This is a genomic window from Gammaproteobacteria bacterium (genome assembly GCA_022450155.1).
In the GTDB taxonomy this organism is placed as follows: Bacteria; Pseudomonadota; Gammaproteobacteria; order Arenicellales; family UBA868; genus REDSEA-S09-B13.
Genome location: JAKUQR010000012.1, coordinates 1 through 25,933, shown reverse-complemented (window position 1 = coordinate 25,933; position 25,933 = coordinate 1). Strand labels below are relative to the sequence as shown.

Genomic DNA, 25,933 nt, shown 5'->3' with positions numbered 1-25,933 from the left:
AAACAAAAAATTGGAGAACGGAGACATTCTGGTTGTATGTGGTGCATTTTTGTTCGCCGGGCTGGTCAAAGGCACCACCGGTCTTGGATTTGCCACGACCGCACTGTCGTTTCTCGTCTATGCCATCGGCTTGAAAGAGGCACTGCCGCTGCTGATTGTGCCTTCGGTCGTCAGTAACCTGATTGTGATGCGTGATGCCGGGCATTTTCGAGCGACGCTGATACAGTTTCGACTGATGTATGCAGCGGCACCGGTAGGAATCTTCATAGGACTGGCCCTGCTGATGTGGCTCGACCCGACCATCTCTTCGGCAATACTCGGCCTGGTGCTGATCATTTACGGTGTGATTACCATCACTCAACCAGCATTCAGACTGCCCACAGCGCTCGCCAGGCGTCTTGAAATACCGGTCGGTTTCACAACGGGGCTGGTTAACGGTGTCACCGGTTCGCAGGTGATGCCGGTATTGCCGTACCTGTTGTCGCTGCCGCTCGAGCGGAACGTTTTCATTCAGGCAATCAACATCTCGTTTACGATTTCAAGCGTTGTGTTTGCCATCGGTCTGGCCTGGCTGGGTCTTTTCACCGTCGACACCACACAGATATCGTTTGTCGGGCTAGTGGCAATGTTGGTGGGACTGAAACTTGGGATACCGATCCGCCGCAGGCTGTCTCAGAGCAGTTTCCGCCGGGCAGTGCTGGGCCTGCTCGTGCTACTCGGTGCGGGACTGGTCCTTCGGTCATTGCTCTAGCGTTGGCCTGTCCGCAACACGATGCGGTCAGTTAGCGTCGACAAGTGACAGCGGCAGTGCCGCCGCAAACGCATCCAATTCGTGATCGAGCCCGGCCGTGATGCGAATACAGCGGTTTAGCGGTGGCACACCTGGCATCCGGACAAAAATACCGCGTTCAACCAGACTGTTCAATACGCGGGTCGCGAATTCTCCATCGCGGCCACAATCCACAGCCACAAAGTTTGTGGCCGAGTCGACAGTCGCCAGCCCGTTGTCTGACGCGATCTCAACGATTCGACGTCGCGCTGCCTTGACCTGATCAATCACCCGATCGAGATGAGACTGGTCCGCCAGTGCAGCAAGGCCAGCCGCCTGAACAACCCGGCCGACACCGAAATGATTTCGGACCTTGTTGAACTCGGCCACCAGCTCCGAGTTCCCGACAACATAGCCCAAACGGATCCCCGCCAGCCCGTAGGCTTTTGAGAAAGTTCGGAAGCGTAGCACCCGGTCACTGGACACATCGATCTCCGGCAGCGTCCCCGGTTCGGCAAATTCGCCATAGGCTTCGTCCAGTACCAGCAACGCACCCGCGGGCACCCTCGAAATCATGTCGTCTATCTTCTCGGCGCACGACCAGGTACCCATCGGATTGTCCGGATTTGCCAGATAGATCAGCTTGGCCTGACACTCAGCGGCCGCTGCCAGCAAGGCATCCACATCCTCCCGATCATCACGGTAAGGTACGGTTACCAGTTGACCGTCGTAACCGACGACATGGTAGTTGAAGGTCGGGTAAGCACCCTGCGAGGTCACCACCGAATCACCTGGTTCTACAAACATGCGCACAACGTAACCCAGCAGAGCATCGATCCCTTCTCCCACCATGATGTTGCCAGGCTCCACCCCGTGCTGAGCTGCGATCGCCTGGCAAAGCACGTGATTTTCCGGGTCACCATACATCCAGGCACTGCTGGCCGCTTCGGCAATAGCAGCTACCACCCCCGGAGACGGTCCGAAGACACTTTCGTTTGCACCGATCCGGGCGTCAAATGGTCCACCGCGGGCCCGTTCCTGCGTTTCCGGCCCCACAAACGGTACCGTTGCCGGCAGTGACTTTGTGAGCTCTGTAAGTCGGTATTGCACCATAGCTTACCCCTGGTATCGGTGCCGTCTGACAGCGATCACTGTATCAGACAGGCTGACGCCGGACCGGTACGTAACGGCGCACATTGACCACGGTCAGCACGGTCACCAGCAGCATACTCGCGATGATATAGAAAACCACGGGCGCTGATCCATGGTCAAGCACCCAGCCCAGAACCAGCGGAATAACGCAGGACCCGAGATCGAGCCCGGAGTAAACAAATCCAAAAACCCGGCCGGATGCGCCCTCCGGCGTCACCTTGCGCACCAGCATATCGCGCGACGGCGTGGTAGTCCCGGCAACAAACCCGGCGATGATGAGCGCAGGAATCAACACTGAGGGTGAAATCGAACCAGAACCGATCACAAAAAAGACCATCGCACCGATCGTCATACCCGACATGGCGATGACATCATGCCGATCAGTCCAGTCAGCGGCAAAACCGCCGCAAACCACACCGACACCTGACGCCACAAGAAACAAAGTCAACCCAGCGGTCGCCAGTGTTAATGGCACCGAATAGATCTGAACCATCGCTGTGACGCCGAACGTCTGAATCCCGATCAGGGCGGTAGAAAGAAAAGTAAAGTAAAGAAAACAGGACACCACTGTGGGTGACAGCAGCATCCGGACGTTGTCACCCGCAGTGCCTTCTGGACGCCTCGTACTGACAGCATGCCGTGCTGACTCGACCAGCTCTCTACCGGACAAGAGCAGCACCAGCAACACGGCAAAACCGACGCAACCGGCCAGCACCAGTGCGGTTCGCCAGTCGCTGAACTGTACCGCCGTCATGATGAACACCGGCGCAGCTGCCCAGCCTATATTGCCCGACAGCGCATGGATACCATAGGCTCGGCCGAGACGGGGCCGGCTGACCTTATCGGTCAGGATGGCGAGATCGGCCGGATGGAAAACACTGTTGCCGACGCCGCCAACCACAGCGAGGGGAATCAACATCCAGAACTCTGACACCAGCCCGCACAGCAGCATGCTGATCGACAGCAACGCCAACCCAGCCAACAGCACGCGACGCGCCCCAAACTGATCCACCAGAAAGCCACTGATAATCTGCATCACACCCGATGCTGCGAAAAACAGTCCCGGCAAAAGGCCGAGCTGCGCATAACTGACATCGAACTCCTGCTTGAGTATCGGGAACAGTGGCGGCAGAACCAGATGGAAAAAATGGCTGGAAGCATGGGCCAGACCGACCAGGCCCATGACTTGGGCATCCCGCCGCAGGGAAGGTGCCAGCACACTCACGGCAGACTGCAGATCAGGTCCAGCTGAAGCCCGGTGTACGGGTGTAATAGTGGAGCGCTTCGTCCTGGAAGATCAGGCATTCCATCCGCTCCGGACCACGATTGTGATGGGAATGAAGCGCTGCGGGCGGTGTGATCTGTACACCACAATCGATCCAGTCGACCCGCTGATCATCGATCTGCGAGTAAACACCCTGACCGCGGATGCACAAGGTGACCGCGACACCGTTGTGGCGATGAGGACGCTGGTCCTTACCGCTCTCCAACGTGTTCACCGCACAGTTCACTGTGGGCAGGATATTGGTACTCCCGCCTTGGGCAGTGCTCGAAAACAGTACCGCGTGACCGGAGGTAGTTTCGGTAATCGGCCGCCTCAGTACCGGCTCAAACTGCCGTGTGATCTCGTCTGCCGGCCAGTGCACAGCCTCGACCACAGCCTCGGCCGGTGGCGGCGGACTCAGGCGGTCAATACTGAGCAGAGGTTCGTTGGTCGCCAGGAACAGAAGACTGTCACGACCGCCTGCCCGGTGAACGGTCTTGCCGGCACCGGGAAAACAAAAGAGATCTCCTTCGCCCCACTCAATCGTGTCGTTATCCTGCGTTGAACAGCCCTGACCCCGAATAACGTAATACACGGCACCTGCCGCCTTGAACGAAACCGATAACGCCTCCCCGGCACAGATCTTGGCGTAACGCGTGAGCAGGGTTGGCGTGGTGGCGGGATAATCAAGACCCAGTACATCCCCCAGATCCAGCGGTATCAGCCCCGTCGGAGTGTGCTCAGCCAGCGCGCGGTCGCGTTCTTCAACGAACTGGTGTGCCGGTACTGCCGGCCAGGAAAATTCGAAATTGTTCTCACTGCTGTGGTAACGGGCACGTTGACTGAACAGCGTCTGCGAATGCCGTTGTTCGTTCGGGTCTGCTGCCATGGGTAATTCCCCGGGGATGAGGTCGGTGGCAGTTTAGCAGAAAGACCTATCCGACCCTGCCAGTCACTTAACAATCTGCCAACAAGCGCTCGACCTGTAAAGCCCATGCCAACAATTTCTCGTCACTGCCCGGCGCGCTCATCAGCTGCAGTCCAGCCGGGCGGCCCGCCGCCGGCGTCAGGCAGGGGATAGAAATCGACGGGCAACCAGCGGCGTTGGCCAGTGCTGTGTAATCGGCCTGATTGACGGGCACCGCCGTATCACTGTCAAACGCCGTCTGGGGGGTCGTCGGCATCAGGATCACATCGACTTCGGTGAAGGACGCGAGCAGGTCCGATTTACTTTCACGGACGCAGCTTTGCGCCCTGGCCAACCGATCGGCGCTCGCTTCACGCCCATACTGCAGCATCGATCTCAGTCGTGCCGAATAAGCGCTGGCCGGATCGGTCCAGTGGCAGGCCGCATGATGTTCTGCCAGTAACAGTCCCGAACGCCGCAGTGTCCCGGGGTCCCAATGGCGAAGTGCGACTGGCTGCGGGCGCACGACAGCAGACAGACCCGCAAGCGCCGACTCAAACGGCACCTGGACATCCACATCAAGTTCTTCCCCACTGAAACTATCGGGCACGCCCCAGCGCAAATGACCCAGTGGAAGCTGCTCGACCGACACGGTCCACCCCTCAAGCTGAGTCATCAGGTAGACAACATCGGCGACCGACCGGGTGATGGGTCCGACTGCATCCAGCTCGGGCAGCAGAGAAATGATGCCGGTGGTCGACAGACGCCCATGACTTGGCTTGAATCCGACCAGGCCGCAGTACGCTGCCGGCAACCGGACCGAACCCAGGGTATCCGTACCGAGCGCTGCACAGCAGAAACCGGCGGCGACCGCAGCCGCCGACCCACTACTGGAGCCGCCGCTTGCATAGCCTGGAAAATCCGGGTTCATGATGCGGCCATGATGGGGATTAACGCCAGCGGCAGCCAACGCACCTTCGTCCATATTGGCGCTGCCGAGCATCACCACGCCCTGCCGACGCAGGCGACTCACGATATCGGCATCTGCACTGGAGGTATGCTGGACCGCCAGGCCATTGGTCATAGGCCAGCCGCTGACAGCAATGTTGTCTTTAACCACGATTGGCAGGCCATCGAGCAGACCCAGTGGTTGCCGAAGAGCATAGCGTTGTTGCGCTTCAGCCGCTTGCGCAATCGCAGTTTCCGGATCGACAAACACCAGCGCGTTCACTTGACCGTTAGCTGACTCGATCCGGTCCAGACAGGCCTGGGTCAGTTCAACCGGACTGGCCTTACGCTGAATCAGAAGTTCAGATACTTCAGTCAGTGGCAGAGTCGGCAGAACGTCAGCGGTCATCAATCAGCCGTCGGGGTTTCTGCCGATCTTCCAGCCCGGTTAAGGCAGCCGTCTCACCCTTGCCTGCAAGTTCTATGCCCAACCTGACACCCAGTTGTTCTCTTAGCGACTGCGCCAATGTATCCTTAAATCCGGGATCGCTACCGACATATTCAACGATCACGGTGAGTTCGTCCTGATCATTCGAGGTATGCAATCGACAGATGTATTCACCGGTGGTGCCTTCAATTTCATGCAGCAATTTGCCAATGGCGGTTGGATAAACGTTGACACCGCGCAGCTTGACCATATTGTCACTGCGGCCGGAAAAACCGGTGATGCGCTGAAAGTTGATGCCACTGGTCGGATCGGGCGGCAAAAGGCTGGACACGTCCTGGGTGTCGAAACGTATGATGGGGTAGACCGTGTCCTTAAAAAGCACCGTCACGCAGATGTTGCCGGGTTCGCCAGGGGCGACCGGCTTGCCCGACTCGGGCGCCACGATCTCAAGAAAGTGCGCATCTTCCCAGACGTAAAGACCCTCCTGACAAGGTCCTTCTGCAGCGATGATCCCCGTATCGCCCACACCATACCAGTCGTAAACCGACGCACCGCCCCAGGCACCCGACAATGTCTCGCGGGCATCATGATCCAGGTGCCCGGAAATCATCCGCAGTGGAATATCCGTGCCGGGCGCCAGCCCGGTGTCGCGCGCTGCCTGGGCCAGCCTCAGCATGTAATCAGCAAATCCCACCAGCACAGTCGCGCCGAATCGATGCATCAATTCAACCTGCTGACGGCTGCGTGTTTCGGTGCCCGTACCGGCTGACAGCAGCAGGGCATCGGTATGGTGAAGAATCGCTTCGCGAATATAGTGACCGCCGTTGACCATGCCAAAACCATAAATGGAGTGCACCACATCGTTCGGTTTCAGACCCTGCAGCAGGTAGGCACGGGCGAGAAGAATATTCTGGATTTCCCGGTCGCGGGCACCGAAGAAAAGCGGTTGAGGCACGCCAGTGGTTCCACTGGTGGTCTGCAGAACCGTGCGATAGCGCCCGCCGTCGGCACGGGTCATGCCGTGATAATCCCCATAGGGCGGCACTGCTTCAACACTGGCCATCAGGTGGTCTTTGGTCACGACCGGTAATCGCTCGAGATCATCCAGGCTTGTAATATCACCCGGTTCCGCGCCTGCCCCGCCCCAGTGCCGACGATAGAAAGGGATTTGCCAGGCGCGCGCAACGACACGGGAAAAGCGATCCTCCTGCAAAGCCCGCAATCGTTCAGGATCGAATTGTGCAGGACCCGACAGGAAAGCGTCGCCGATGGGAAACGCCCTGTTCAGTTCGGGAAAATCAGCCTGTGTGAAATAACGGCTCACGGTAGCAGGTCATCGATGATCCGCGCCGTATCGACAACAGCCGGTAGATTGTCCACCTGTTCAATGACGCGTTCACGGGCATCCTCACCCAGCGCAACGGCTGCGTGTTGCCAGTTACTCCGGAATTTCTTCAACCAGTCTTGCCGCGTCATCGGATTATCGGGATGACCGTACACCGTGTCGACAGCTATCTCATGATGAGCCCCGCCGTGCGTTTCAATATCGACTGTCACCGGCGTTAACGCGTTGGGATCGGGGTTGTCATCGACAATAATCTGGACTTTATCGGCCAGCGTAAGCGTATCGGGATCACTGCGGCCAGTGGCTGTGAAATCCTCAGTCACCAGGTCTCCGGCAATCAGAATCCGGGCGGCCGCGAACTGAGCACAAAGCTGGGCGTAGTTGATGTCCATGTCCGCTAGACACGGCCGGCCCACCAGGTGATGAATCAGCGGGGGTACTCGAGCGCTGACCCGGGTGATGGCCTCAGGGAGGATATCGTGTGTGCGGCGCAGTGTCATGCAGCCGTCGACAATTCCGTGTGTCGCACGGCCACTGGGAAACGGTTTGTGGGCCATCTCCGTGATTCGCCACTGCTGACCCAATTGGGGCAGAACGCTCGCCAAATCGTGGCTCGATTCAAACAGAGCAAAATAACCGAAAGGGCCTTCCAGAACATCGCGCGGCCCAGGCACACCTCGCTCAGCCAGATCACAGGCCAACACGGCATTACGCGCATTAAATCCCATCTGCATACCGAGCAAAGGAGAGCCCTCCGTATGTGCCTGCATGGTGCCGCACAACTGGGCGTGTACGATGCCGAACGCACTGACCAGGCAGGCCGTATCAAAGCCGCGCAATACCGCGAGTGCCGCCGTCGCACCAAATGCGCCGCAGGTCCCGGGTCGGAAAAACTTAAGGGCACTGGTACTGGCGACACCTAAATGACAGGCGACATCCACACCCAGCGCAATAGCGCGGATAAGTTGCTGGCCGGTCACGGGTCTGCCCGCATCAATGTTCTGGCGATCGACCTCGGCCAGAGCTACCGCCAGGGGGCACGTCACGGCATGCACCACTGCACCTTCGTGCACACAGTCGAACTCGGAGTTGTGCATCTGGTAGGCATTACACAGCGCAGCCGACGCAGCGCCGAGCGTCACTGGTCTGGCAAACACACGGGCCACCCCACTGGTCGGTGGACCACCCTGTGCCGAGATCAACTCCTCGACCCAAGGACCGCTGCTGCCGAAGATACCTACCCCCAGCGTATCCAGGATGAATTTGCAGGTCGCTTCAACAGCATCGTCAGGAAGATCCACAAACCTGGTCTGGGTCACGTGTCGTGCGATCGTATCGATACTGTCCATAGCTAGTTGCTCAACGGGTGATGTTCTGACCACCATTTGGCAATATCGATCCGCCGGGCGAACCAGACCGCCTGTTGCGACCTGACGTGTTCAAGAAACTCTTTAAGCGCACCGATGCGGCCCGGCCGTCCGATCACACGCAGGTGAAGTCCCAGTGACATCATCCGAGGCTGGGTCCGGCCCTCTTCATACAAACAGTCAAAGGTATCGACGGCATACTGCAACCAGTCCGACGGGCTGTACGCCGGCGTGGTCCATAACTTCATGTCGTTGGTGTCCACAGCGTAGGGTAGAACGAGGATCGATGTGTCACCCTGACGTTGCCAGAAAGGCTGGTCGTCGGAGTAGTCGTCCATGTGATAGAAAAAGCCAGCCTCGGCAAGCAGGCGGGCGGTATTCGCTGATGTCAGGTAACGGGACAGCCAGCCAGCCGGTCGCTGGCCGCAACTGTCGAGAATGGAGTCACTGGCTTTTTCGATAAAGACGCGTTCGTCTTCCTCAGACATCCGGTGCTGATAGGTCCAGCGCCAGCCGTGCGCGCAGATCTCATGACCCTCGTCAACGATCTGCCGGGCAAGCTGCGGCGCCCGCTCCAGGCTCAGGGCAGCACAGGTGAACGTCGCTGGCACCCCGTATAGCCGGAGCATATCCAGTACCCGCGGCGCGCCGCGCTGGATGCCATAGCGGTAGTTGCTTTCGTTGGAAAAATTTCGGACCTCACCTTTCAGCGCGATACCCAGTTCATCGACCGGCTCCGGACCTGAATCACCATCAGCAACCGAACGCTCTGCACCCTCCTCAACGTTGACCACAATGGAAAGCGCAAGCCGGGCGCCTTCCGGCCAGCTGAACGCTTGGATTGTGCCGTCACTCATCAGATCAGACACAACTGTGTTGCTGCAGAACCCGGGCGGTCATTGTCGGGGCGGGGGTGTCACCCCCTCTAGAATGGCCAGTAGATTGTCATCGCGCCAGCTTTCCAGTTCGGCGATGGATACGTGTCCCCATCGACGCTCGACCGCATCGATAAATGCCACTTCGCCCCCGGGTACGCCGTTCCACCCAAAGTGGTCGATCATATGTCTCACCCCGCCCTTGCCGCCGCCCAGGTGACGGTGCAGAACAGGCCCCTGCACCGCCCAGCGCAGCCCCGGACCCCAGGTCACCGCATCATCGATATCGGCATAGTCGCATATGCCCTGTTCCACCAGACTCAGTGCCTCGAGATAAATGGCATGCTGCAGTCGATTTGCAATATAGGCCTCGATTTCTTTTTTGAGTTTCAGCGGCCGCTTACCCACCAACCGATAAAAGTCCACCGCCCAATCGAGAATCTCTGCAGGCGTAGAGGCGCTGCCCACGACCTCGACCAGTGGCACCAGGTAGGCGGGAACGAATGGATGCCCGACAATGACGCGTTCCGGGCGGTTGCAACCGGAAGCCACTCTACTGGGCAGAAACTTGGATGATGAACTGGCGATCACCACATCGGAACGACAGGCCGCATCAATCTGCCCGATCAGTTCGATTTTCAGCGCCTCATCATCAGGTGCGCTTTCCTGAATGAAGTCAGCATCTGCAACCGCTCGCTCAATATCTTCGACAAAACGCAGTCGGTCGCGACTGGCGCCTGGTGAAAGTCCAAGCCGTTCGAGTTTTGGCCAGGCATCGTCGATGTTGGTCCGTAACCGTGTTTCAGCATCTGGCGCAGGGTCGGACGCGATAACTTCCATCCCTCGTGACAAAAAATAAGCTGCCCACCCGGAACCGATTGTTCCGGCACCCACACAGGCAACTTGCCGGACATCTTGTGGCTTGATCGTATTCATCGACACTCACTCCTCGAATTGGGTTTAACGACTGCGTGAACTCGAACGCAACATCACCCGGTCGGGTGTCGGTTCACAGCCCGCGTCTTGGAGGCCACTTCATCTTGAAATCGACTGGGCAACCTCGACGTATTCACGGGTTCTGGCAACCCGATCCTGCCAGTTTTGATCGAAATCAGCCCGCATGGTCTTCATGGCATCGGAATCTCCAACAGACTTTGCCTCATCCAAGGTTGGAAACTCATAAAAAGCGAAATGAACCGCCGGATCATCATCACTCCAGCCGCGCCATGCGCTTACGGCATGAAACGCAGCCAGGGCGTCCGGCAGGTGAACATCCTGATACCACTGGTCGAATTTTTCGCGCTCCGCTTCCGGTACCACTGCACGAACAATCAGGTAAGCTGCCATTGTCACACTCCAGTTCAGGGGTAAACTCCAACCTTAACGCAACGAGCGGTCCGGCTTCCACAGAAACCTTAGTTCACGTTTAACATTCACGGTCGAATCAGGTAAGGTGGCCTGAATCGATACTATAGGTTGCGTAGCATGGGTAAACATCCGCGTCCAACAAACATTCTTCTGCACAAGCAATCCCGTGTACTGGCGGTGGATTTTGATGACGGCAGTCACTTCGACCTCTCGTGTGAATATCTACGGGTATTTTCGCCTTCTGCAGAAGTCCGGGGCCATGGCCCGGGCCAGGAGGTACTCCAACACGGCAAGGAACATGTGGGCATCGACCAAATCGAACCCCAAGGCTCGTATGCCGTCAGATTGTATTTTGATGACGGCCACAACACCGGTATCTACTCATGGGAAACTCTGTACGAACTGGGGCAGAACTACGACACATCCTGGCAGGCATATTTAGCCCGACTGAACCAGGCCGGCCTGTCCCGCCGTCCGACAAACGGTGGTATCACGGTGACCGTGACGCCACCGACACCCAGAAAAACGAATACCTGACACCCTAAATTTTAGTCTGGTAGAACGTCTCATGGCTGATGTCGATTCAGAGAAACAAGCGCTTCTGCACCGGTTCGGGAAGGCGCTGAACACTAACGATGTCGCGACGGGCAGCGCCTTTGTGACCGACGACTTTGTCTGGATCTACTATGAGGGCCCCGATCACCCGGAAGGTCGGATCATTCGTGGCTTCAAGGCGGCCTGCGAGGCAGTGGTCGAGCGCGCCAGCCGCCTTAAAACCCCCATCGTCTTTAGCGAATCGAACGAATACTCCAGCAGCGACAAAATATTTGCGACTTATAGGGTCAGCGGAGAATTTATCGACACCGGCCCCTTCGACGTCCGGGCCATCGATATCTACTCGTTTCGCGGCGACAAGGTATGTTCCAAAGATACCTACTGGAAGATCATCACTGCTTGATTATTTGTGCCCTCTGCTCGACAGTATCAGTGGTCCAGCAAACAGAATAGGCAGCCCCAGCCAGTGCCAGTGCAGGTATTGTTGAATTCCGCTGCCAAACGAGACCTGCTCTCCCACAATATCAGTCGGCAGAAACAACGTGCTGAAGTAAAGCCAGAACGGCAACCACAGGATGTACCAGAGAAACGTCCACACTGTCACACTGATGCTCCCCGTGTTGGCTCCAGAATCAACCTATTGAACAACAAAGCCGTGAACACATCAACAGCTGTTGTGTTGCCAGCCAGATCACTGACTGTTCAGTACGGATCATCAGAACTATCTTTTGCGGCGATTCAGCCGGTAGGCCAGACACCCAAGCGGACACCGGCCCATTCATGAAAAGCAACCGTGGCACGATCCATTAAAGGCGACAGCACACCCCCATCAAATCCAGGCGATGCCCTGCCTTTTTGCATGCCCATCACCGCACTGACATCCTCCTGAAACACGCGCGTCCAGAATGCATGCTGGTCGTGTCGCAGGGTCCGGAATCGTTCCGTCAACGATTCATCCCCCACACAGTACAGACGGGTCTCCTCGCGGGTACGACCATATTCCAGCGGGATGACCACCATCACAAACAGGTGGTCTGCCTGCAGGCCGAGCAGTGTGTTTGGAAATAGAGCGGGGTAATCCGCCTCTTGGAGAAGTTTAGATGACCAATTCGGGAAAATCGGAAGGTGATCTTGGCTGCCAGCACCAAGTTGATAGCAGTGGGATACCTGACCGGCAAATTGCTCCGAGATATGGATCTCGTGATCCTGCAGCGGCGATACGCGGTTTAATTCCGGGTGTACGGTGGGCAGGTGATAGGCGTCAAGATAGTTTTCCACCGCAAGCTTCCAGTTGGTCGCCAGATCAAATGCGATCGAACCGTAGTCTTCAGGGACCCGCAGATGGTCCGCGCCGGTTTTGCCCCAGAGTTTTGACCAACGATTTTCCAGTGGCTCGATAAATTCATCAAACGGACCGGCCGACCCGTCCAGGTTGATAAATATGAGGTCATGCCATAACGCACAGCGGATCTGTACCAGCCCCAAACCCGCACGATCAAAACCTTCAACTTGGTGTACGCCCGCGCCACCAATATTCGGCGTTCGGATCAGTGAACCGTCCAATGCGTAAGTCCACGAGTGATACGGGCAGCGTAGAGAACGGCCCAGCTGCCCAGGTTCGGCAACCAGTAGATGGCCCCGGTGGCGGCAGACGTTATGAAAAACCCGTACTCGGTGATCGTGATCGCGCACCAGCAGCAGCGGCAGTTCCATGAATTCAAGCGGAAATACATCGCCGGGGCCGGACACATCACTGGCGAACCCGATACACACCCACATGGGTGAGAAAATTTTCGCCCGCTCAACCAGAAAGTCGTCCCGGTTGTCATAGTACCGGTTGGGTAGACCCTGTTTGACCTCGTGACTCATTAGCGATCGCGGCTGGTGGCTGTCTTAGCCAGCATATACCGTCAAGGTGTCAGAATAACCTTGCCGATCGCCCGGCGCCCCGATACCTCGCCAAAAGCATCGAGAAACTGATCCAGCGTATAAGTGCTCGAGACATGTGGCTGAATCGTACCTTCAGTGAACAACTCAAACAGTTCTGCCATGTTCTGTTCGTGTGCTTCGGGCTCACGCTTGGTCCAGGAGCCCCAGAACACACCCACGACGGCAGCGCCTTTTAACAGCGGCAGATTCAGCGGCAGCTTGGGAATGGGCCCCGAAGCAAATCCAATCACCAGGTGTCGACCTTCCCAGGCGATACCCCGGAATGCAGCTTCTGCCAGCTCCCCGCCGACCGGATCGTAGATCACGTTCGCTCCGGCCCCTTCGGTGATCTCCTTGATCCGGTTTTTGAGATCTTCGGTTGCGTAATTAATGCCGACTTCTGCGCCGTGCTCAGCGGCAACGGCCAGCTTTTGGTCGCTGCTGGCCGCTGCGATCACCCGGGCACCCATCGCGGCACCCAGTTCGACAGCGGACAATCCCACACCGCCCGCTGCTCCCAGAACCAGCAGTGTCTCGCCGGACTGAAGACCCGCACGCTGCTTGAGCGCGTAATAGGAGGTGCCGTACACGACGGTCAATCCTGCGGCCTGCTCAAAAGGCATACTGTCGGGGATTTGTGTCACCGCAGAGGCCGGGATCGCGATCACCTCGGCAAACGCACCGCTCGACGCGTTGAAACAGACACGGTCGTCGACCGACACACCTGTCACATCTGCTCCCAGTGCCGTCACAACACCTGCGCCCTCACTGCCCGGTACAAACGGCAGCGGCGGCTTGAACTGGTATTCGCCGCGCACACACAGAAGATCGGGAAAATTAAGACCCGCCGCCTGTACCAACACCAGAACTTCACCAACGGCCGGGACAGGCGCCGCTATCTCTTCAACAGTAAGGTCGGTCTCAGGTCCGAAGGCCCGGCAGTACAGTGCTTTCACGATACCACTTCAAACAAGCCTGCGGCACCCATACCACCGCCGACACACATGGTGCAGACCACATACTTGGCGCCCCAGCGACGGCCCTCAATCAGGGCATGGCCGACCATGCGGGCCCCTGACATGCCGTAGGGGTGCCCGATCGAGATCGAGCCCCCGCTGACGTTGAGGCATTCATTCGGAATACCCAACTGATCTCTGCAGTAAATGACCTGAACGGCAAAGGCTTCGTTCAACTCCCAGAGATCAATATCATCCATGCCAAGACCGTTTGCTTTGAGCAGCTTGGGAACCGCGTAAACAGGCCCGATACCCATTTCATCGGGTTCAAGTCCAGCGACCGCCATACCCCGGTATACCCCCAGCGGCGTCAGGCCCCGCTTTTCAGCTTGCCTGGCCTCCATCAGTACCGCTGCCGAGGCACCATCCGAAAGCTGAGACGCATTGCCCGCGGTAATAAAGCGACCCTCGTCGACTTTCATTCCATCCGCAAACACCGGCTTCAGCGCAGAAAGAGCCTCGAGCGTCGTACCGGGCCGGTTACCTTCATCCTGTTCAAGCGTCACCTCGACATCGGTCACCGTGCCGGTTTCCCGGTCAACCGATTTCATGATCGAGGTGAGCGGGACGATCTCGTCGTCAAACCGGCCTTCGGTCTGTGCCTGGTGAGTACGATCCTGCGACTGCACGGCGTATTCGTCCTGTACCTGCCGACTGATGTTGTAGCGTGTAGAGACGATCTCGGCCGTTTCAAGCATCGACATATACAAGGCAGGCTGGTTGGTTTTGATCCAGTCATCACTGGCTCGATGACGGTTCATGTTGTCATTCTGAACCAGCGATATGCTCTCCAGACCACCTCCCACCGTGATCGTCATACCGTCGGCAACAATCTGTTTGGCTGCGGTCGCGATGGCCATCATGCCGGAGGCACACTGCCGATCGACTGACATCCCTGACACGGTTACTGGCAGTCCAGCACGCATCAGCGACTGGCGGGCAATGTTCTGGCCCGTGGTGCCCTGCTGCATCGCAGCTCCCATCACGACATCGTCGACTTCAGCGGGGTCAATACCCGCACGAGCGACAGCATGTTTGATGCAATGGCCGCCGAGATCAGGACCCGAGGTGTCGTTGAATGCCCCGCGGTACGCTCTGCCGATCGGGGACCTCGCGGTCGACACAATGACTGCTTCACGCATGATGCTGCCTCCAGTTATTGGGTTGCGCGGTACCAGACGATCTGCTGGGTAGTAACCAGCAGCCGTCCATCCCGACCCCATATTGTCGCATGCTGATCATAAAACCCTCTGCCGCCACGGGCGCCCCAAGTATCTACCAGCAGATAATCGTCACCCACCGCGGCATAGTCCGCAGATGTCGCATGCAGGTACACGGTCATCGAAACCGTCGCCACCGGCTCTGGTCGCCCGATCACCTGAAACAGCCGCGGCATGGGCGTGTCCGCCAGTGCAATCAGCCCAACGCTGTCGAGATCTCGCGCTGGCGTGAAACGGACCCAGGCCGAAAAATGGCTGTCCCTATTAATAGACATTGGAAGATCCACGGTGGGCCTGATTTCGATAGCCTGACTCCAGGCCATGGGCAGGTCGATGGTCTGACAGTTTTCCGGCGGCGGAACTTCAGGGCGGCTGCCTTCAGTCCACTCGAGGGTGTCCCGGCGGCGCGAAAGAATGGCGATCGCCCGGTTGGCAGGACTCGTGTCGGCTCGACCGGTGAGGACGGCGCGCCAGAACTCGGTTCTGCGGCCCGACCGGTCGCACTCCACATCGATCTGCAGCCGACCACCGGAGGGAACAGACAGGTAATCCGTTGTCAGCGAAACCAGTTCCAGTTCCGGATCACAGGTCTCAAGAATCGCCTTGGCCAATACCGCAGCGCTCCAGCCCCCATAGGGATCATTGATGTTTTTGAACACCGGGTGCACCTGCCCTTCATAGGCAGCCCGACGATCTGTGGTTTCCACCTGCGCAAGTGCGAGTGCCTGATCGAATAGGTGACCGCCCGACGGCTGTGCCGACTCGGCCTCAGCTCCGCCAGCTGTATCAGTGCGGCCCTGGATAGACCGGGCTGTGTTAGATGGGTCGTCCACGTTCACTCATCATCTTGCGCCGGAACTTGCGCATTCCACCCAGCCAGCGATCACGCTGGCCAGCGCGCATAGTCTCGTAGTCCGCCACATTGGGATGCGGCAGGGCAAAAAATATTTTTTCCTCGATCGCGGCAAGCGTGACGTCGGCTACGGCTGATGGTTCAACAATGCCATCGACACCGGCGATGCCACCGTCGTCGCTGTCACCCAGCATCGCTGTACGCACACCCTGTGGACAGACACAGACCACCTGCAGGCCGTCATCCCCATGGGCAATTGAAAGACTCTCAGCAAACGCAACCGCTGCGTGCTTTGTCGCGGTATAGGGGGCGGCACCAATCTGTGCCAGCAATCCGGCGGCCGAGGCAACGATCACAAAGATACCGCCGCCGCGTTCACGCATGCCCGGCCAGACATGACGTGCTCCCCGGACCGCACCCATCAGGTTAACCTCGAACGCCAGTTGCCAGTTGGCATCTGTCGCACCGGCCGCATCCCAGCTGGGCTCATCGGTCATCAGCACACCGGCGTTTGACACGTAGACATCGATAGGGCCTAGCACAGTCTCGGTTTTCTGAATGAACTCAGCGACCTGACTGTCGACGGCAACATCTACGGTCATTCCCAGACCGTCGAAGGTTTCGGCCGTAGCCTCTGCCCCATCCAGATCCGCCAGTGCGATACGCGCACCGCGGGCATGAAACGCCTGAGCCATTGCCAGTCCGATTCCGCGTGCAGCGCCGGTAATCGCAACCACCTTGTTCGCGTAATCCATGGAGCCTCCTAATAATTCCGCATACGGGCAAACTTATCCGCATGAAAGTTCGCATCACCATATAACGCTTCAGCGACGCGCACGCGCTTTAAGAAAAACCCAATGTTGAATTCGTCGGTCATGCCGATGCCACCGTGCATCTGTATCGCTTCCTGGGCCGCCAGCTGTGCAACTCGTCCGACCTTGGACTTAGCAACGGACACGATAAGCTGCCTGTCATTCGATGCTGCATCGAGTGCCTGCAGCGCACGCATTACGGCTGACCTGCCGATTTCAATTTCTGTAAAAAGATGCGCCGCACGATGCTGCAGCGCCTGAAACGAGCCGATGGTCCGGTCAAACTGGCGACGGGTCGAGAGATAGTCGATCGTTTGTGCCAAACATTCCTGGGCCGAACCCAACATCTCGGCAGCAAGGCAGGCGCGACCGGCATCGAGCACATGCTCAAGCACCGCATAGCCGGCACCTGCTTCACCGACAAGCGCATCGAAATCAACCTCGACTCCGTCAAACTGGACTGTGGCGGAATTTCGACTGTCCACCATCATCTGTCGCTCGATCGTAAGGCCTGCGCAGTCTCGGGGCACAAGAAACAACGAGATGCCGTTCTCGTCTCGCACACCACCTGAACTTCTGGCGGACACCAGTATCAGATCAGCCACATGGCCGTCTGCAACAAAGGACTTGCCGCCGGAAATCCTGAAACCTCGGTCGCTAGCCTGTGCTGAGGTGGTCACCAACCCCGGTGAGTGGCTGCGGTCTTCGTCTACCGCCACGGCCACATTCGTCGTGCCATCTGCTATCTTTGAAAGCCATTGCTCACGCTGGCTTGCCGAGCCATAGCCGGCGACCGCGATAGCACCCATCACGGCTGTCGAAAGAAAAGGTGATGCCGTCAGCGTTCGACCCATTTCTTCGGCAATCACGCCAGCTGCAACATGTCCCATTGCCACGCCGCCGTGATCTTCAGGTATCAGTACCCCCGACCAGCCCATTTCGGCCATCGACTTCCAGGTATCGCGATCATATCCGTCACTGCTGGCTTCATCGCGCAACCGACGCAATTGATCAATGGGTGCAGAGGCCTGCAGGAACCCGCGCGCGGCATCGCGCAGCATGTTCTGTTCGTCGGTCAGCAGCATCGCCATGAGTATCGTCCTTGATGCTCAGTTCAGACCGATGGCAGACCAAGAATTCGTTTCGCAACGATGTTGAGTTGCACTTCGGAAGTGCCGCCTTCGATAGAGTTTCCCTTGGTTCGTAACCAGTCTCGTGCGAGGTGATCTTCGCGATCAAGCGCCAGTGCATCGTGTCCCGCGCTGTACATCATCAACTCATAACGCCGCTTGTTCAACTCGGTGCCATAATATTTCAGCATCGCCGACATGGCGCCGATACCCTGCCCTGCTTTTGCTTCGTCTGCGATACGTTCGGTTGTCCACAAAAACGCCAACGCATCGATTTCAGTTCTGGCCACATCAGTCCGCAGCACCGAGTCCAAAAGAACGCCGAACTCGTTTAGCCCGACCTGTTGTGCCACGAACTCACTGAGCGGCCGCATCGCCGCACGACCGATCGCCGATCCACCGATCATCTCACGCTCATGGGTCAACAGATACTTGGCCACGGTCCAACCCTGGTTGAGTTCCCCGACAACGTTATCAAGCTCGCAGCGTGCATCATCAAAAAAGGTCTCGCAGAAATGTGACGCGCCTGAAAGCAGCTTGATCGGCCGAGTGGTCACACCGGGTTGCGCCATATCGACCAGCACCAGGCTGATACCATCGTGTTTCGCAGCCTCAACGTCCGTCCGTACCAGGACAAAGATCCAGTCCCCTTTGTGGCCGAAAGATGTCCAGATTTTCTGCCCGTTGATCAGGTAGTGATCGCCATTGTGTTCACAGCGTGTCGACAGCGATGCCAGATCCGAGCCGGAATTGGGTTCCGAATAACCCTGGGCCCAGCGAATCTCACCGCGTGTGATCGGCGGCAGGTGTGTTTTCTTTTGTGCTTCAGTACCGTATTTCAGCAGTGCTGGGCCCAGCATCCAGATCCCGAAGGACATCAGGGGCGGTCGGGCAGATATCGCTTTCATCTCCTCGCGCAGAATCTTACCCTGCGCTTTTGACAATCCACCACCGCCGTATTCCACTGGCCACTCGGGGGCGGTCCAGCGTTTTTCGACCATCCGTTCAAGCCAGACTTTCTGCTCGTCATTCTTGAACGTCGGTTGTCGACCGCCCCAGACGGAATCATCTTCGTCCCGGAGTGGCTGGCACATCGCGGACGGGCAGTTGCTCTCGAGCCACGCCTGGGTCTCGCGCCGGAATGTATTTAGGTCAGTCATTATCGTTTCGAATTTATTCGACCAGCGGCTCAACACAGCATCAGGATGCTGCTGCAAAGTCTACCACCCACGCAGGTCTCCGACGTCGAGCTAGAATTAAGTCAGCCCCAGAAGCCGACCGGACCCGGGCCGTTTAGGCAAGACGTTATGGATGGTGCGGGTCGTCAGCCTTGCTCGGAATGTCCCGTGACTCACTCAAACAGTTGGCACGTACAAGATCAGGCGCTACCAACCTCTGAAGCGTCACCCTGAAGCACGCGGTCCAACACCCAGTTCGCCAAGTGGTGAACCAGGGCCTCCTCGCTCGAGAAGCGCCCCGCCGGCCTTATTTGCACCGCCTGTCCTGCCTGCTGAGCTTCACAGACCGTATTGTCTTCCGGCGTCGCAGTATCCCATCGCTGGTAATAGGCTTTTACCTGTTCACTGAAGTCAGGCCTGGCCACCGAAGAACCGGGGAAACATGAGCCGAGCACCAGGCTGCACTGCGCCGGCCCTCTCGGTTCTACCGATAGCCACCACATACAGTCAGGCGCAAATACAAATTGGGTGCACGGATGAACGTTGGTAAAAAAAGTACCCTGGCTGCTCTCGCCATACAAGTTCGGGTTCATCGGCAATGAAACACGGCTATCCGGCAGTACCGACACCGACTCTTTTCCATCGATGTGCACAAACAAACATGACCATTCACCGTAGGTAGCAATCGGTTTAGAGTGCTGACGGCCCAGGGTTGTCGGATGGACGGTCCCCGTGTGGTAGGCCTCCATCGCATTTTCGATCAGCAGTTTCCAGTTGCACCCGACATCAAACCGCTTGCGCCGTACACATTGCAGATCCTCGGGGCAATGATCAGCAAAAAACTGGGGCATATCGCCCAACCAGTCCTTCAGGTCAGCTGGCTCATCACCATAGTGGACAAACAGGAACCCGGCCCAAGACTCCAGATGTACTGGCAGTAACCCGTGATCCTTTGGATCGAATCCGGCGACTGACGTCATCCCGGGCGCACGGATCAAACGCCCGTCGCAGGCATATACCCAGCTGTGATACGGACAGACAATGCGCGGCGCTGAACCCTGGTCGTTGAGCAGTCGCGTCCCGCGATGCCGGCAGGTGTTGTAAAAGGCTTTAATGTCACCGGCTGGCGTCCTGATCACGATGACTGGACCCCCTACCCCGTCATAGATCAGATAGTCTCCAGGTTCTGGCAGTTCCTCTTCACGACCCACGAAATGCCAGCTTGGCCAGAACACCTGCCTAACCTCACGTTCATAGAAAACCGGATCCGTATAACACCAACCGGGCAGCGTGCTGGCTTCAAGCAGCGGTTGACGGACCTGCTGATAATGCGCGGGGTCAAAAAGATCGTCCGGTCCCATTGGCACAGCATAGCAGATGCGCTTTGGGCAACTGGTCTTCCTGCGTCCTGTAGAGAAATCAGCCGGGTGCTGGTATAAGTAATCGCTGCAGCTCCAAGCGTCCACTGGAACCCTGATCATGACCCTGCCCCAGTCCCGTCGCCTTGATTTTTCAGAGATCCCGATCGTTGACGTCGGCCCGTTGATTGCAGGCGATCACGATCCGACGCTGATCAACGGCTTGCACCAAGCCTGTACTGATGTGGGTTTTCTGTATGTACGCAACCATGGCGTGTCCATGGCACTCGTTGAGGCGCTAAAAGAATCAGCGGTAACGTTCTTTGCGGCGCCAATGGCAGAAAAGATGAAGATCGTGATCGACCCGCGGATTCAGGGCTACCTGCCTTTGGGTTACCGCAGTTACGAAGGTGAGGCCAGGGCAGGCACCAGTCAGCAGGAAGGCTTCTGGATCGGCCACGACCGCCCATTGAGTAACGACGCTCTGTTGGATGGTCCGAACCAGTGGCCAGACGGCCAGCCTGACCTGAAACGGGCGATGCTGCGGTATTTTGATGCCGTTGAAGGTCTGGCTGGGGTACTGCTGCGGGGATTTGCTCTGGCACTCGGACTTGACGAACACCGCTTCGCAACCTTTTTTAAGAAGCCTCTTAGCCGTTTGAAGGTCAACCATTACCCCCCACAGGATACTCCGACAGCCGACAACGACATCGGTGTGGTGCCACATTCCGATTCCGGTGGCTTCACCATCCTGTGGCAGGATAACTGCGGAGGTCTTGAGATCCAGAATAAAAATGGCGAATGGGTGGGTGCGCCGCCTCTCGAGGAGACCTTCGTCATCAACCTCGGCAATATCATGCAGATCTGGTCGAACGGAAGGTTCTCATCTACCCCTCACCGGGTAATCAACCGCAGCAATCGCGACCGTTTCTCCATCCCGCTGTTTGTGAATCCCAGCGCAGACGTCAGTATCAGCCCGCTGATCGATTTCGACTGCAACCACTCGACCACGTTCAACTATGGGACCTATCAGCGTGATCTCTGGCGCCAGACATTCCCGGTTGCTGAAATCCCTGTTTAACCCGATACACCCGGGCACAAGCAAAGCTTGGTTTATAATTCACATGTCCATCCGGCAAACACTCTGTCGCCGGTGATGGCACTGCCTGCGTTCTGATCACGCCTGCATCTCAGCCGGAAAACTGACCTCTGTATTTGATCACACCTGCTCTATGACTGACCCCGCGCCCGACTCGATCTTTCTGTATAACAGTCTGACTCGCCGCAAGGAGCAACTGGAAACACTGCTCCCGGACCGTGTCGGGATGTACGTGTGTGGGCCAACGGTGTACAACCTTGCGCACATTGGTAACGCCCGGCCTGCTGTTATTTTTGATGTACTCGCACGGCTGCTGCATCTGTTCTATTCTGACGTGACCTATGTACGCAACATCACCGACGTTGACGACAAGATCAATGCGGCATCGATCGAAACCGGCGAGACGATCGGCGTGATCACTGAACGTTTCACGGCTGCCTACCATCAGGATATGGCAGCACTGAACACTGCCCAACCGGACGCGGAGCCTCGGGTCACCGACCATATTGAACAGATCGTTAGCATGATCGAATCCCTTGTAGAACGCGAACATGCTTACCTGGCTGAAGGGCATGTTCTGTTCGATATCAAATCATTTCCTGAGTACGGTGAACTGTCGGGTCGCAGTACCGACGACATGATAGCCGGTGCCCGGGTTGAGATCGCACCCTACAAACGCGATCCCATGGATTTTGTGCTGTGGAAGCCGTCAACGACTGAACTGCCCGGCTGGGAAAGCCCCTGGGGACGCGGCAGACCGGGCTGGCACATCGAATGCTCTGCGATGAGCGAATCCCATCTGGGTGAGACCATCGACATTCACGGCGGCGGCCGCGATCTGATCTTCCCGCACCACGAAAATGAAATCGCACAAAGCACCTGCGCCCACGGTGGAGCCCCGTACTGCCGGATGTGGGTACACAACGAGTTTGTCACTGTTGAAGGACAGAAAATGTCGAAATCCCTGGGCAACGTACTGCTGGTCCGCGACCTGCTGGACCAGGCCCCCGCTGAAGCGATTCGATTTGCGCTGCTGTCGACCCATTACCGCGCTGCCCTGGACTGGACAACGGTCCGGCTCGACGAGGCCAAACGGACGCTGGTTAAGTGGTACCGGGCCCTTGAAGCCTGCACCACGGGTTCCTCATCAGAAGAGCCTGTACCCGATAGCGAAGTAATCTCTGCACTGTGTGACGACCTCAACACATCCGTCGCCTTTGCCCGAATCCACCAGCTCGTCCGTGAGCTGGGACAATCGTCTGATCCGGCCGAACAAGCAAAGCTCAAACACACCATCGTGGCCTCCGCTGATGTGCTCGGACTGTTGCAGCAGGACCCGACCACCGCGCTGGCCGCATTGACAGCTTCTTCACTTAAACGTGGTGACATCGATGCTGCCTGGATTGAACAGCGCATCGAAGACCGGCGCTTGGCCCGGATAAATAAGGATTTCGAGCAGGCGGATCATATTCGTGACGAGCTGTCTGCGGCCGGTATCCGAATCGAAGACAGTGCCGACGGCACAACCTGGCACCCACTTTAGACTATGACGTTGTCGTTGGAAGACCGAGAAGCCTGGCTCGCCCGCTGGCGAGAAGGCCGCACACGCTTTCACCTTGACCAGGTCCACCCGGCTCTGATGCGTTACATCGGTCAGCTGATGTCGAGCGGGCGCATTCTGGTTCCCTTGTGCGGCAAGAGCCTTGATCTGGGCTGGCTGAAAGACCACGGCTGCCACGTGGTCGGGGTTGAACTCGCCGAACAGGCAGTATCCGAGCTTTTCGAACAACTTGAACTTGAGCCGACCCGAACGCCGGCAGGTGCGTTTGAAATCTGGGAATCACCCGGTCTTTCGGTGTACGTCGGGGATATGTTCGAACTCACCACGGACATTGCCGGCACCTTCGATGCCGTCTGGGACCGCGCCGCGCTGATTGCGTTGAATCCTGCCGACCGGGTCCGTTACGCACCGCACGTTTTAAGCTTCCTCAACAAAGGCAGTCCAGTTCTGCTGAGTGCCCTGCTTTACGATCAGCAGAAAATGAGCGGCCCGCCGTTCAGCGTCAACGATGATGAAATACACCGCCTGTATGCCGCCTGTCAGTCGCTGGAGAAGCTGCAAAGCAAAAACGTGACCTCGCGCAACCCGATGTTTATTGAAGCAGGCCTTGATGCCGTCACAGAACATATATGGCTCATCAAATAGTCGGCCGCACACTAGATTTCGGGTTTTCCACAGCCAGTGGTTTGGATCCGTAAATGACCAACACCTCAGGTATGGACCCTGCACGGATTCGACGCCTGAATGATCCGGCACGACTTGAGCGCGTAGACCCCCACCACATCTGGCAGGTACTTGAACCGTTCTCTGGCCACACCATTGCCGATATCGGCACCGGTACCGGTTACGTGGCGCTGCCATTTGCCGCCCACTTTCCGGCTGCGACCGTCTATGCCTGCGATATCCTGCCCGGCATGCTGGCGCTGGTGCGGGAAGCGGCCAGAGCGCAGTCGCTGAACAACATCAGCTGTGTGGAAATGACTGAATCACACACCACGCTACCCGAATCGAGTATCGACCTGGTCACCATGCTGCAGGTCCATCATGAACTCACTGACGCCGAAGGTTTGATGACAGAGTGTTTCCGTGTCCTCAAGACTGGCGGCACGCTGGTGATCATCGACTGGAAACATGAAGACGACGGTGGGCCACCTTCAACCGGGCGCCGTGTGAGCAGCCGCCAAATTCAGACACACCTTGAAGGTGCCGGTTTCAGTGACATCCACCCCCAGGCCGTCTACGAACTGCACAACCTCATCACAGCCAGACGCTGACAGCCCACCCTACTGAAAGGATCCGGCGCTCACCCCGCGTTTACGGCGCACCGTTGCCGTACTAGACTGTGGTCACATCCCGCCCTTTGCAACCCCACCGAAAAATGTGATGAGCACCCCCTTCACCACGCTGTCCACCACTTCCAGAACACGGTTAGCTGCGCCCTTGCGATGGACGCCTCGCTGGATCCCTGATCGAAAAACCTGGCCGTAGTGATGCAGATTGAGCGTGTCGAGATTCAGGTCATCGGGTCTGAAACCGAGCGCTACACCTGGTCGGACGACCTGCCGGAACAATACCAGAGCAACACGTTGCTCCGTGTCTACACCGACGCGGGACTGGAAGGCATCGCAGGTATCTGGAACGCGACTTCTTTCGGTTACGATCGCTACACCGCCGAGTCGTTACGCCACCTGGTGCCGATTCTGATCGGCCGGGACCCGTGCGAACGCGAGTCGATTCTCCACGACTTGCGACCCCGAGTCTTTCCACAGCCACCTGGCGCGCTGGCGGTCATCGACATCGCACTGTGGGACATCATGGGCAAAATCCAGGACAAGCCGATTTATCAACTACTTGGCGGTGCGATGGAACGTATCCCGGCTTACGCCAGCACCCCGATGTATGCCGATATTGACACCTACATGTCCGTGGTTGCTGAACTGGTGGACCAGGGATTCCAGGCCGTCAAGTTTCATACCTGGTGTATTCCAGACCGGGACCTGGCACTCGCACGTGAGGCCCGCCGTCAGTTCCCGGACCTTGCGCTGATGCTGGATGCGGAAAACAACTACGATCTAGACAGTGCCATTGAAGTTGCGAAAGCGCTCGACGCGCTTGCATTCACCTGGTTTGAAGCACCTTTACCCGACTGGGATCTAACGGGCTATCGCAAACTCACGCGAGCAGTCGACATTCCCGTCATACCGTCGGGCAACTGGATTCAGGATCTGTCTCTATTCGAGGAGGCACTAAAAACAGGTGCCTGGAATACCACACGTACTGATGCCACCATACTTGGGGGGATAACCCCGGTACAAAAAGCAGTGTCCCTCTCCGCTGAAGCGGGCATGAAGTGCGAGCTGATGTCCTGGGGATATACCCTGCCATCAGCTGCGAACCTCCATCTGATGCTGGGCTGTGGTCACTGCAGCTACTACGAACAACCCCTGCCCTACAAAACCTTTGAATACGGCATGCACGATGTGCTCCGTACGGCCAGTGATGGTTATGTCTATGCGCCAACCGGTCCAGGTCTTGGCCTAGCTGTAGACTGGCCGGCAATGGAAGCTGCCACCGTGCACCGAATCATCTGCGACCATAATTCAACCCGCTAGGTTGAACTGGCCCATCGACACACTGATGCCACAACTGGGCGTCACTGGATCTGCCGGGCAACCTCCAGCAGCGTGATGTAGCGCGTTGCAGTCGCGATGGTCTGCTCGTTCTCCCAGGTGGTTCTGGCTACTGCCAACTCATTGGCCAAGAGTTCTTTGGGTGGCTT

General features: G+C 57.6%; 26 protein-coding genes. 8 read left to right on the top strand and 18 right to left on the bottom strand.

All coding sequences use genetic code 11. The features are described 5' to 3' along the window. The first annotated feature begins 10 nt into the window (after positions 1-10). Complete coding sequence (locus MK323_08420) at positions 11-751, top strand: sulfite exporter TauE/SafE family protein (protein MCH2482187.1); 741 nt, start codon at positions 11-13, stop codon at positions 749-751. Between the two features lie 27 nt (positions 752-778). Here the strand turns inward: MK323_08420 and MK323_08415 are convergent, their stop codons facing one another. The 9 genes from MK323_08415 to MK323_08375 form a co-directional block, all read right to left on the bottom strand. Beyond that, entirely contained in the window at positions 779-1,882 is a 1,104-nt protein-coding gene (locus tag MK323_08415; GenBank protein ID MCH2482186.1) for a pyridoxal phosphate-dependent aminotransferase, read from the bottom strand. A 43-nt stretch (positions 1,883-1,925) separates the two neighbouring features. Further along, on the bottom strand, positions 1,926-3,146 hold the full coding sequence (locus MK323_08410) for an MFS transporter (protein MCH2482185.1): 1,221 nt from the start codon (positions 3,144-3,146) through the stop codon (positions 1,926-1,928). Between the two features lie 13 nt (positions 3,147-3,159). Then, the gene (locus MK323_08405; GenBank protein ID MCH2482184.1) at positions 3,160-4,074 is read right to left on the bottom strand and encodes a hypothetical protein; all 915 of its coding nucleotides are present in this window, start codon (positions 4,072-4,074) and stop codon (positions 3,160-3,162) included. Positions 4,075-4,141: 67 nt separating this feature from the next. Next, positions 4,142-5,449, bottom strand: coding sequence for an amidase (locus MK323_08400; GenBank protein MCH2482183.1), 1,308 nt, complete (start codon positions 5,447-5,449; stop codon positions 4,142-4,144). Beyond that, a complete protein-coding gene (locus tag MK323_08395; GenBank protein MCH2482182.1) occupies positions 5,439-6,812 on the bottom strand; it encodes an AMP-binding protein in 1,374 nt (457 codons plus the stop codon). The genes MK323_08400 and MK323_08395 overlap by 11 nt, the downstream gene beginning before the upstream one ends. Further along, complete coding sequence (locus MK323_08390; GenBank protein ID MCH2482181.1) at positions 6,809-8,182, bottom strand: MmgE/PrpD family protein; 1,374 nt, start codon at positions 8,180-8,182, stop codon at positions 6,809-6,811. The genes MK323_08395 and MK323_08390 overlap by 4 nt, the downstream gene beginning before the upstream one ends. Positions 8,183-8,184: 2 nt before the next feature. Then, positions 8,185-9,057, bottom strand: coding sequence for a polysaccharide deacetylase family protein (locus MK323_08385; protein ID MCH2482180.1), 873 nt, complete (start codon positions 9,055-9,057; stop codon positions 8,185-8,187). A gap of 39 nt (positions 9,058-9,096) precedes the next feature. Then, complete coding sequence (locus tag MK323_08380; GenBank protein MCH2482179.1) at positions 9,097-10,011, bottom strand: 3-hydroxyacyl-CoA dehydrogenase NAD-binding domain-containing protein; 915 nt, start codon at positions 10,009-10,011, stop codon at positions 9,097-9,099. Between the two features lie 99 nt (positions 10,012-10,110). Next, a complete protein-coding gene (locus MK323_08375) occupies positions 10,111-10,422 on the bottom strand; it encodes a hypothetical protein (protein MCH2482178.1) in 312 nt (103 codons plus the stop codon). 138 nt (positions 10,423-10,560) lie between these two features. Between MK323_08375 and MK323_08370 the strand changes: the two genes are divergently transcribed. Together MK323_08370 and MK323_08365 are read left to right on the top strand one after the other, a co-directional pair. Continuing rightward, positions 10,561-10,980, top strand: coding sequence for a DUF971 domain-containing protein (locus MK323_08370; GenBank protein MCH2482177.1), 420 nt, complete (start codon positions 10,561-10,563; stop codon positions 10,978-10,980). Between the two features lie 31 nt (positions 10,981-11,011). Continuing rightward, a complete protein-coding gene (locus MK323_08365; GenBank protein MCH2482176.1) occupies positions 11,012-11,401 on the top strand; it encodes a nuclear transport factor 2 family protein in 390 nt (129 codons plus the stop codon). Here MK323_08365 and MK323_08360 read toward each other — a convergent pair whose 3' ends face one another. The 9 genes from MK323_08360 to MK323_08320 all read right to left on the bottom strand — a co-directional run bounded on the left by MK323_08360 (position 11,402) and on the right by MK323_08320 (position 20,617). After that, positions 11,402-11,602, bottom strand: a complete 201-nt coding sequence (locus MK323_08360; protein MCH2482175.1) for a hypothetical protein — start codon at positions 11,600-11,602, stop codon at positions 11,402-11,404. It lies immediately after the preceding gene. 134 nt (positions 11,603-11,736) lie between these two features. Beyond that, positions 11,737-12,867: an aromatic ring-hydroxylating dioxygenase subunit alpha gene (locus tag MK323_08355; GenBank protein MCH2482174.1), complete on the bottom strand. Its 1,131-nt coding sequence runs from the start codon at positions 12,865-12,867 to the stop codon at positions 11,737-11,739. A 41-nt stretch (positions 12,868-12,908) separates the two neighbouring features. After that, positions 12,909-13,883 carry an NADPH:quinone oxidoreductase family protein gene (locus MK323_08350; protein MCH2482173.1) on the bottom strand — a complete coding sequence of 325 codons (975 nt, stop codon included), beginning with the start codon at positions 13,881-13,883 and terminating at the stop codon, positions 12,909-12,911. Further along, positions 13,880-15,085, bottom strand: coding sequence for an acetyl-CoA C-acyltransferase (locus tag MK323_08345; protein MCH2482172.1), 1,206 nt, complete (start codon positions 15,083-15,085; stop codon positions 13,880-13,882). Before MK323_08345 ends, MK323_08350 begins: the two co-directional genes overlap by 4 nt. Before the next feature lie 14 nt (positions 15,086-15,099). Continuing rightward, a complete protein-coding gene (locus MK323_08340) occupies positions 15,100-15,996 on the bottom strand; it encodes a thioesterase family protein (GenBank protein MCH2482171.1) in 897 nt (298 codons plus the stop codon). Continuing rightward, the gene (locus MK323_08335) at positions 15,980-16,771 is read right to left on the bottom strand and encodes an SDR family NAD(P)-dependent oxidoreductase (GenBank protein ID MCH2482170.1); all 792 of its coding nucleotides are present in this window, start codon (positions 16,769-16,771) and stop codon (positions 15,980-15,982) included. The genes MK323_08340 and MK323_08335 overlap by 17 nt, the downstream gene beginning before the upstream one ends. Before the next feature lie 8 nt (positions 16,772-16,779). Further along, positions 16,780-17,919 (bottom strand): acyl-CoA/acyl-ACP dehydrogenase, encoded by a 1,140-nt coding sequence (locus MK323_08330; GenBank protein ID MCH2482169.1) that lies wholly within the window; start codon positions 17,917-17,919, stop codon positions 16,780-16,782. A 23-nt stretch (positions 17,920-17,942) separates the two neighbouring features. Continuing rightward, positions 17,943-19,118, bottom strand: coding sequence for an acyl-CoA dehydrogenase family protein (locus tag MK323_08325; GenBank protein MCH2482168.1), 1,176 nt, complete (start codon positions 19,116-19,118; stop codon positions 17,943-17,945). A 218-nt stretch (positions 19,119-19,336) separates the two neighbouring features. Continuing rightward, positions 19,337-20,617: an aromatic ring-hydroxylating dioxygenase subunit alpha gene (locus MK323_08320; protein ID MCH2482167.1), complete on the bottom strand. Its 1,281-nt coding sequence runs from the start codon at positions 20,615-20,617 to the stop codon at positions 19,337-19,339. On the opposite strand from MK323_08320, the gene MK323_08315 reads away from it, so the two are divergent. The 5 genes from MK323_08315 to MK323_08295 all read left to right on the top strand — a co-directional run bounded on the left by MK323_08315 (position 20,616) and on the right by MK323_08295 (position 25,766). Further along, positions 20,616-21,575: an isopenicillin N synthase family oxygenase gene (locus tag MK323_08315; GenBank protein MCH2482166.1), complete on the top strand. Its 960-nt coding sequence runs from the start codon at positions 20,616-20,618 to the stop codon at positions 21,573-21,575. The genes MK323_08320 and MK323_08315 overlap by 2 nt on opposite strands. A 151-nt stretch (positions 21,576-21,726) precedes the next feature. Further along, a complete protein-coding gene (gene cysS / locus MK323_08310) occupies positions 21,727-23,136 on the top strand; it encodes a cysteine--tRNA ligase (GenBank protein MCH2482165.1) in 1,410 nt (469 codons plus the stop codon). Positions 23,137-23,139: 3 nt separating this feature from the next. Further along, on the top strand, positions 23,140-23,799 hold the full coding sequence (gene tmpT, locus MK323_08305; GenBank protein MCH2482164.1) for a thiopurine S-methyltransferase: 660 nt from the start codon (positions 23,140-23,142) through the stop codon (positions 23,797-23,799). A gap of 53 nt (positions 23,800-23,852) precedes the next feature. Beyond that, complete coding sequence (locus MK323_08300; GenBank protein MCH2482163.1) at positions 23,853-24,428, top strand: class I SAM-dependent methyltransferase; 576 nt, start codon at positions 23,853-23,855, stop codon at positions 24,426-24,428. A 216-nt stretch (positions 24,429-24,644) separates the two neighbouring features. Beyond that, the gene (locus tag MK323_08295) at positions 24,645-25,766 is read left to right on the top strand and encodes a hypothetical protein (protein ID MCH2482162.1); all 1,122 of its coding nucleotides are present in this window, start codon (positions 24,645-24,647) and stop codon (positions 25,764-25,766) included. Positions 25,767-25,933 lie beyond the last annotated feature (167 nt).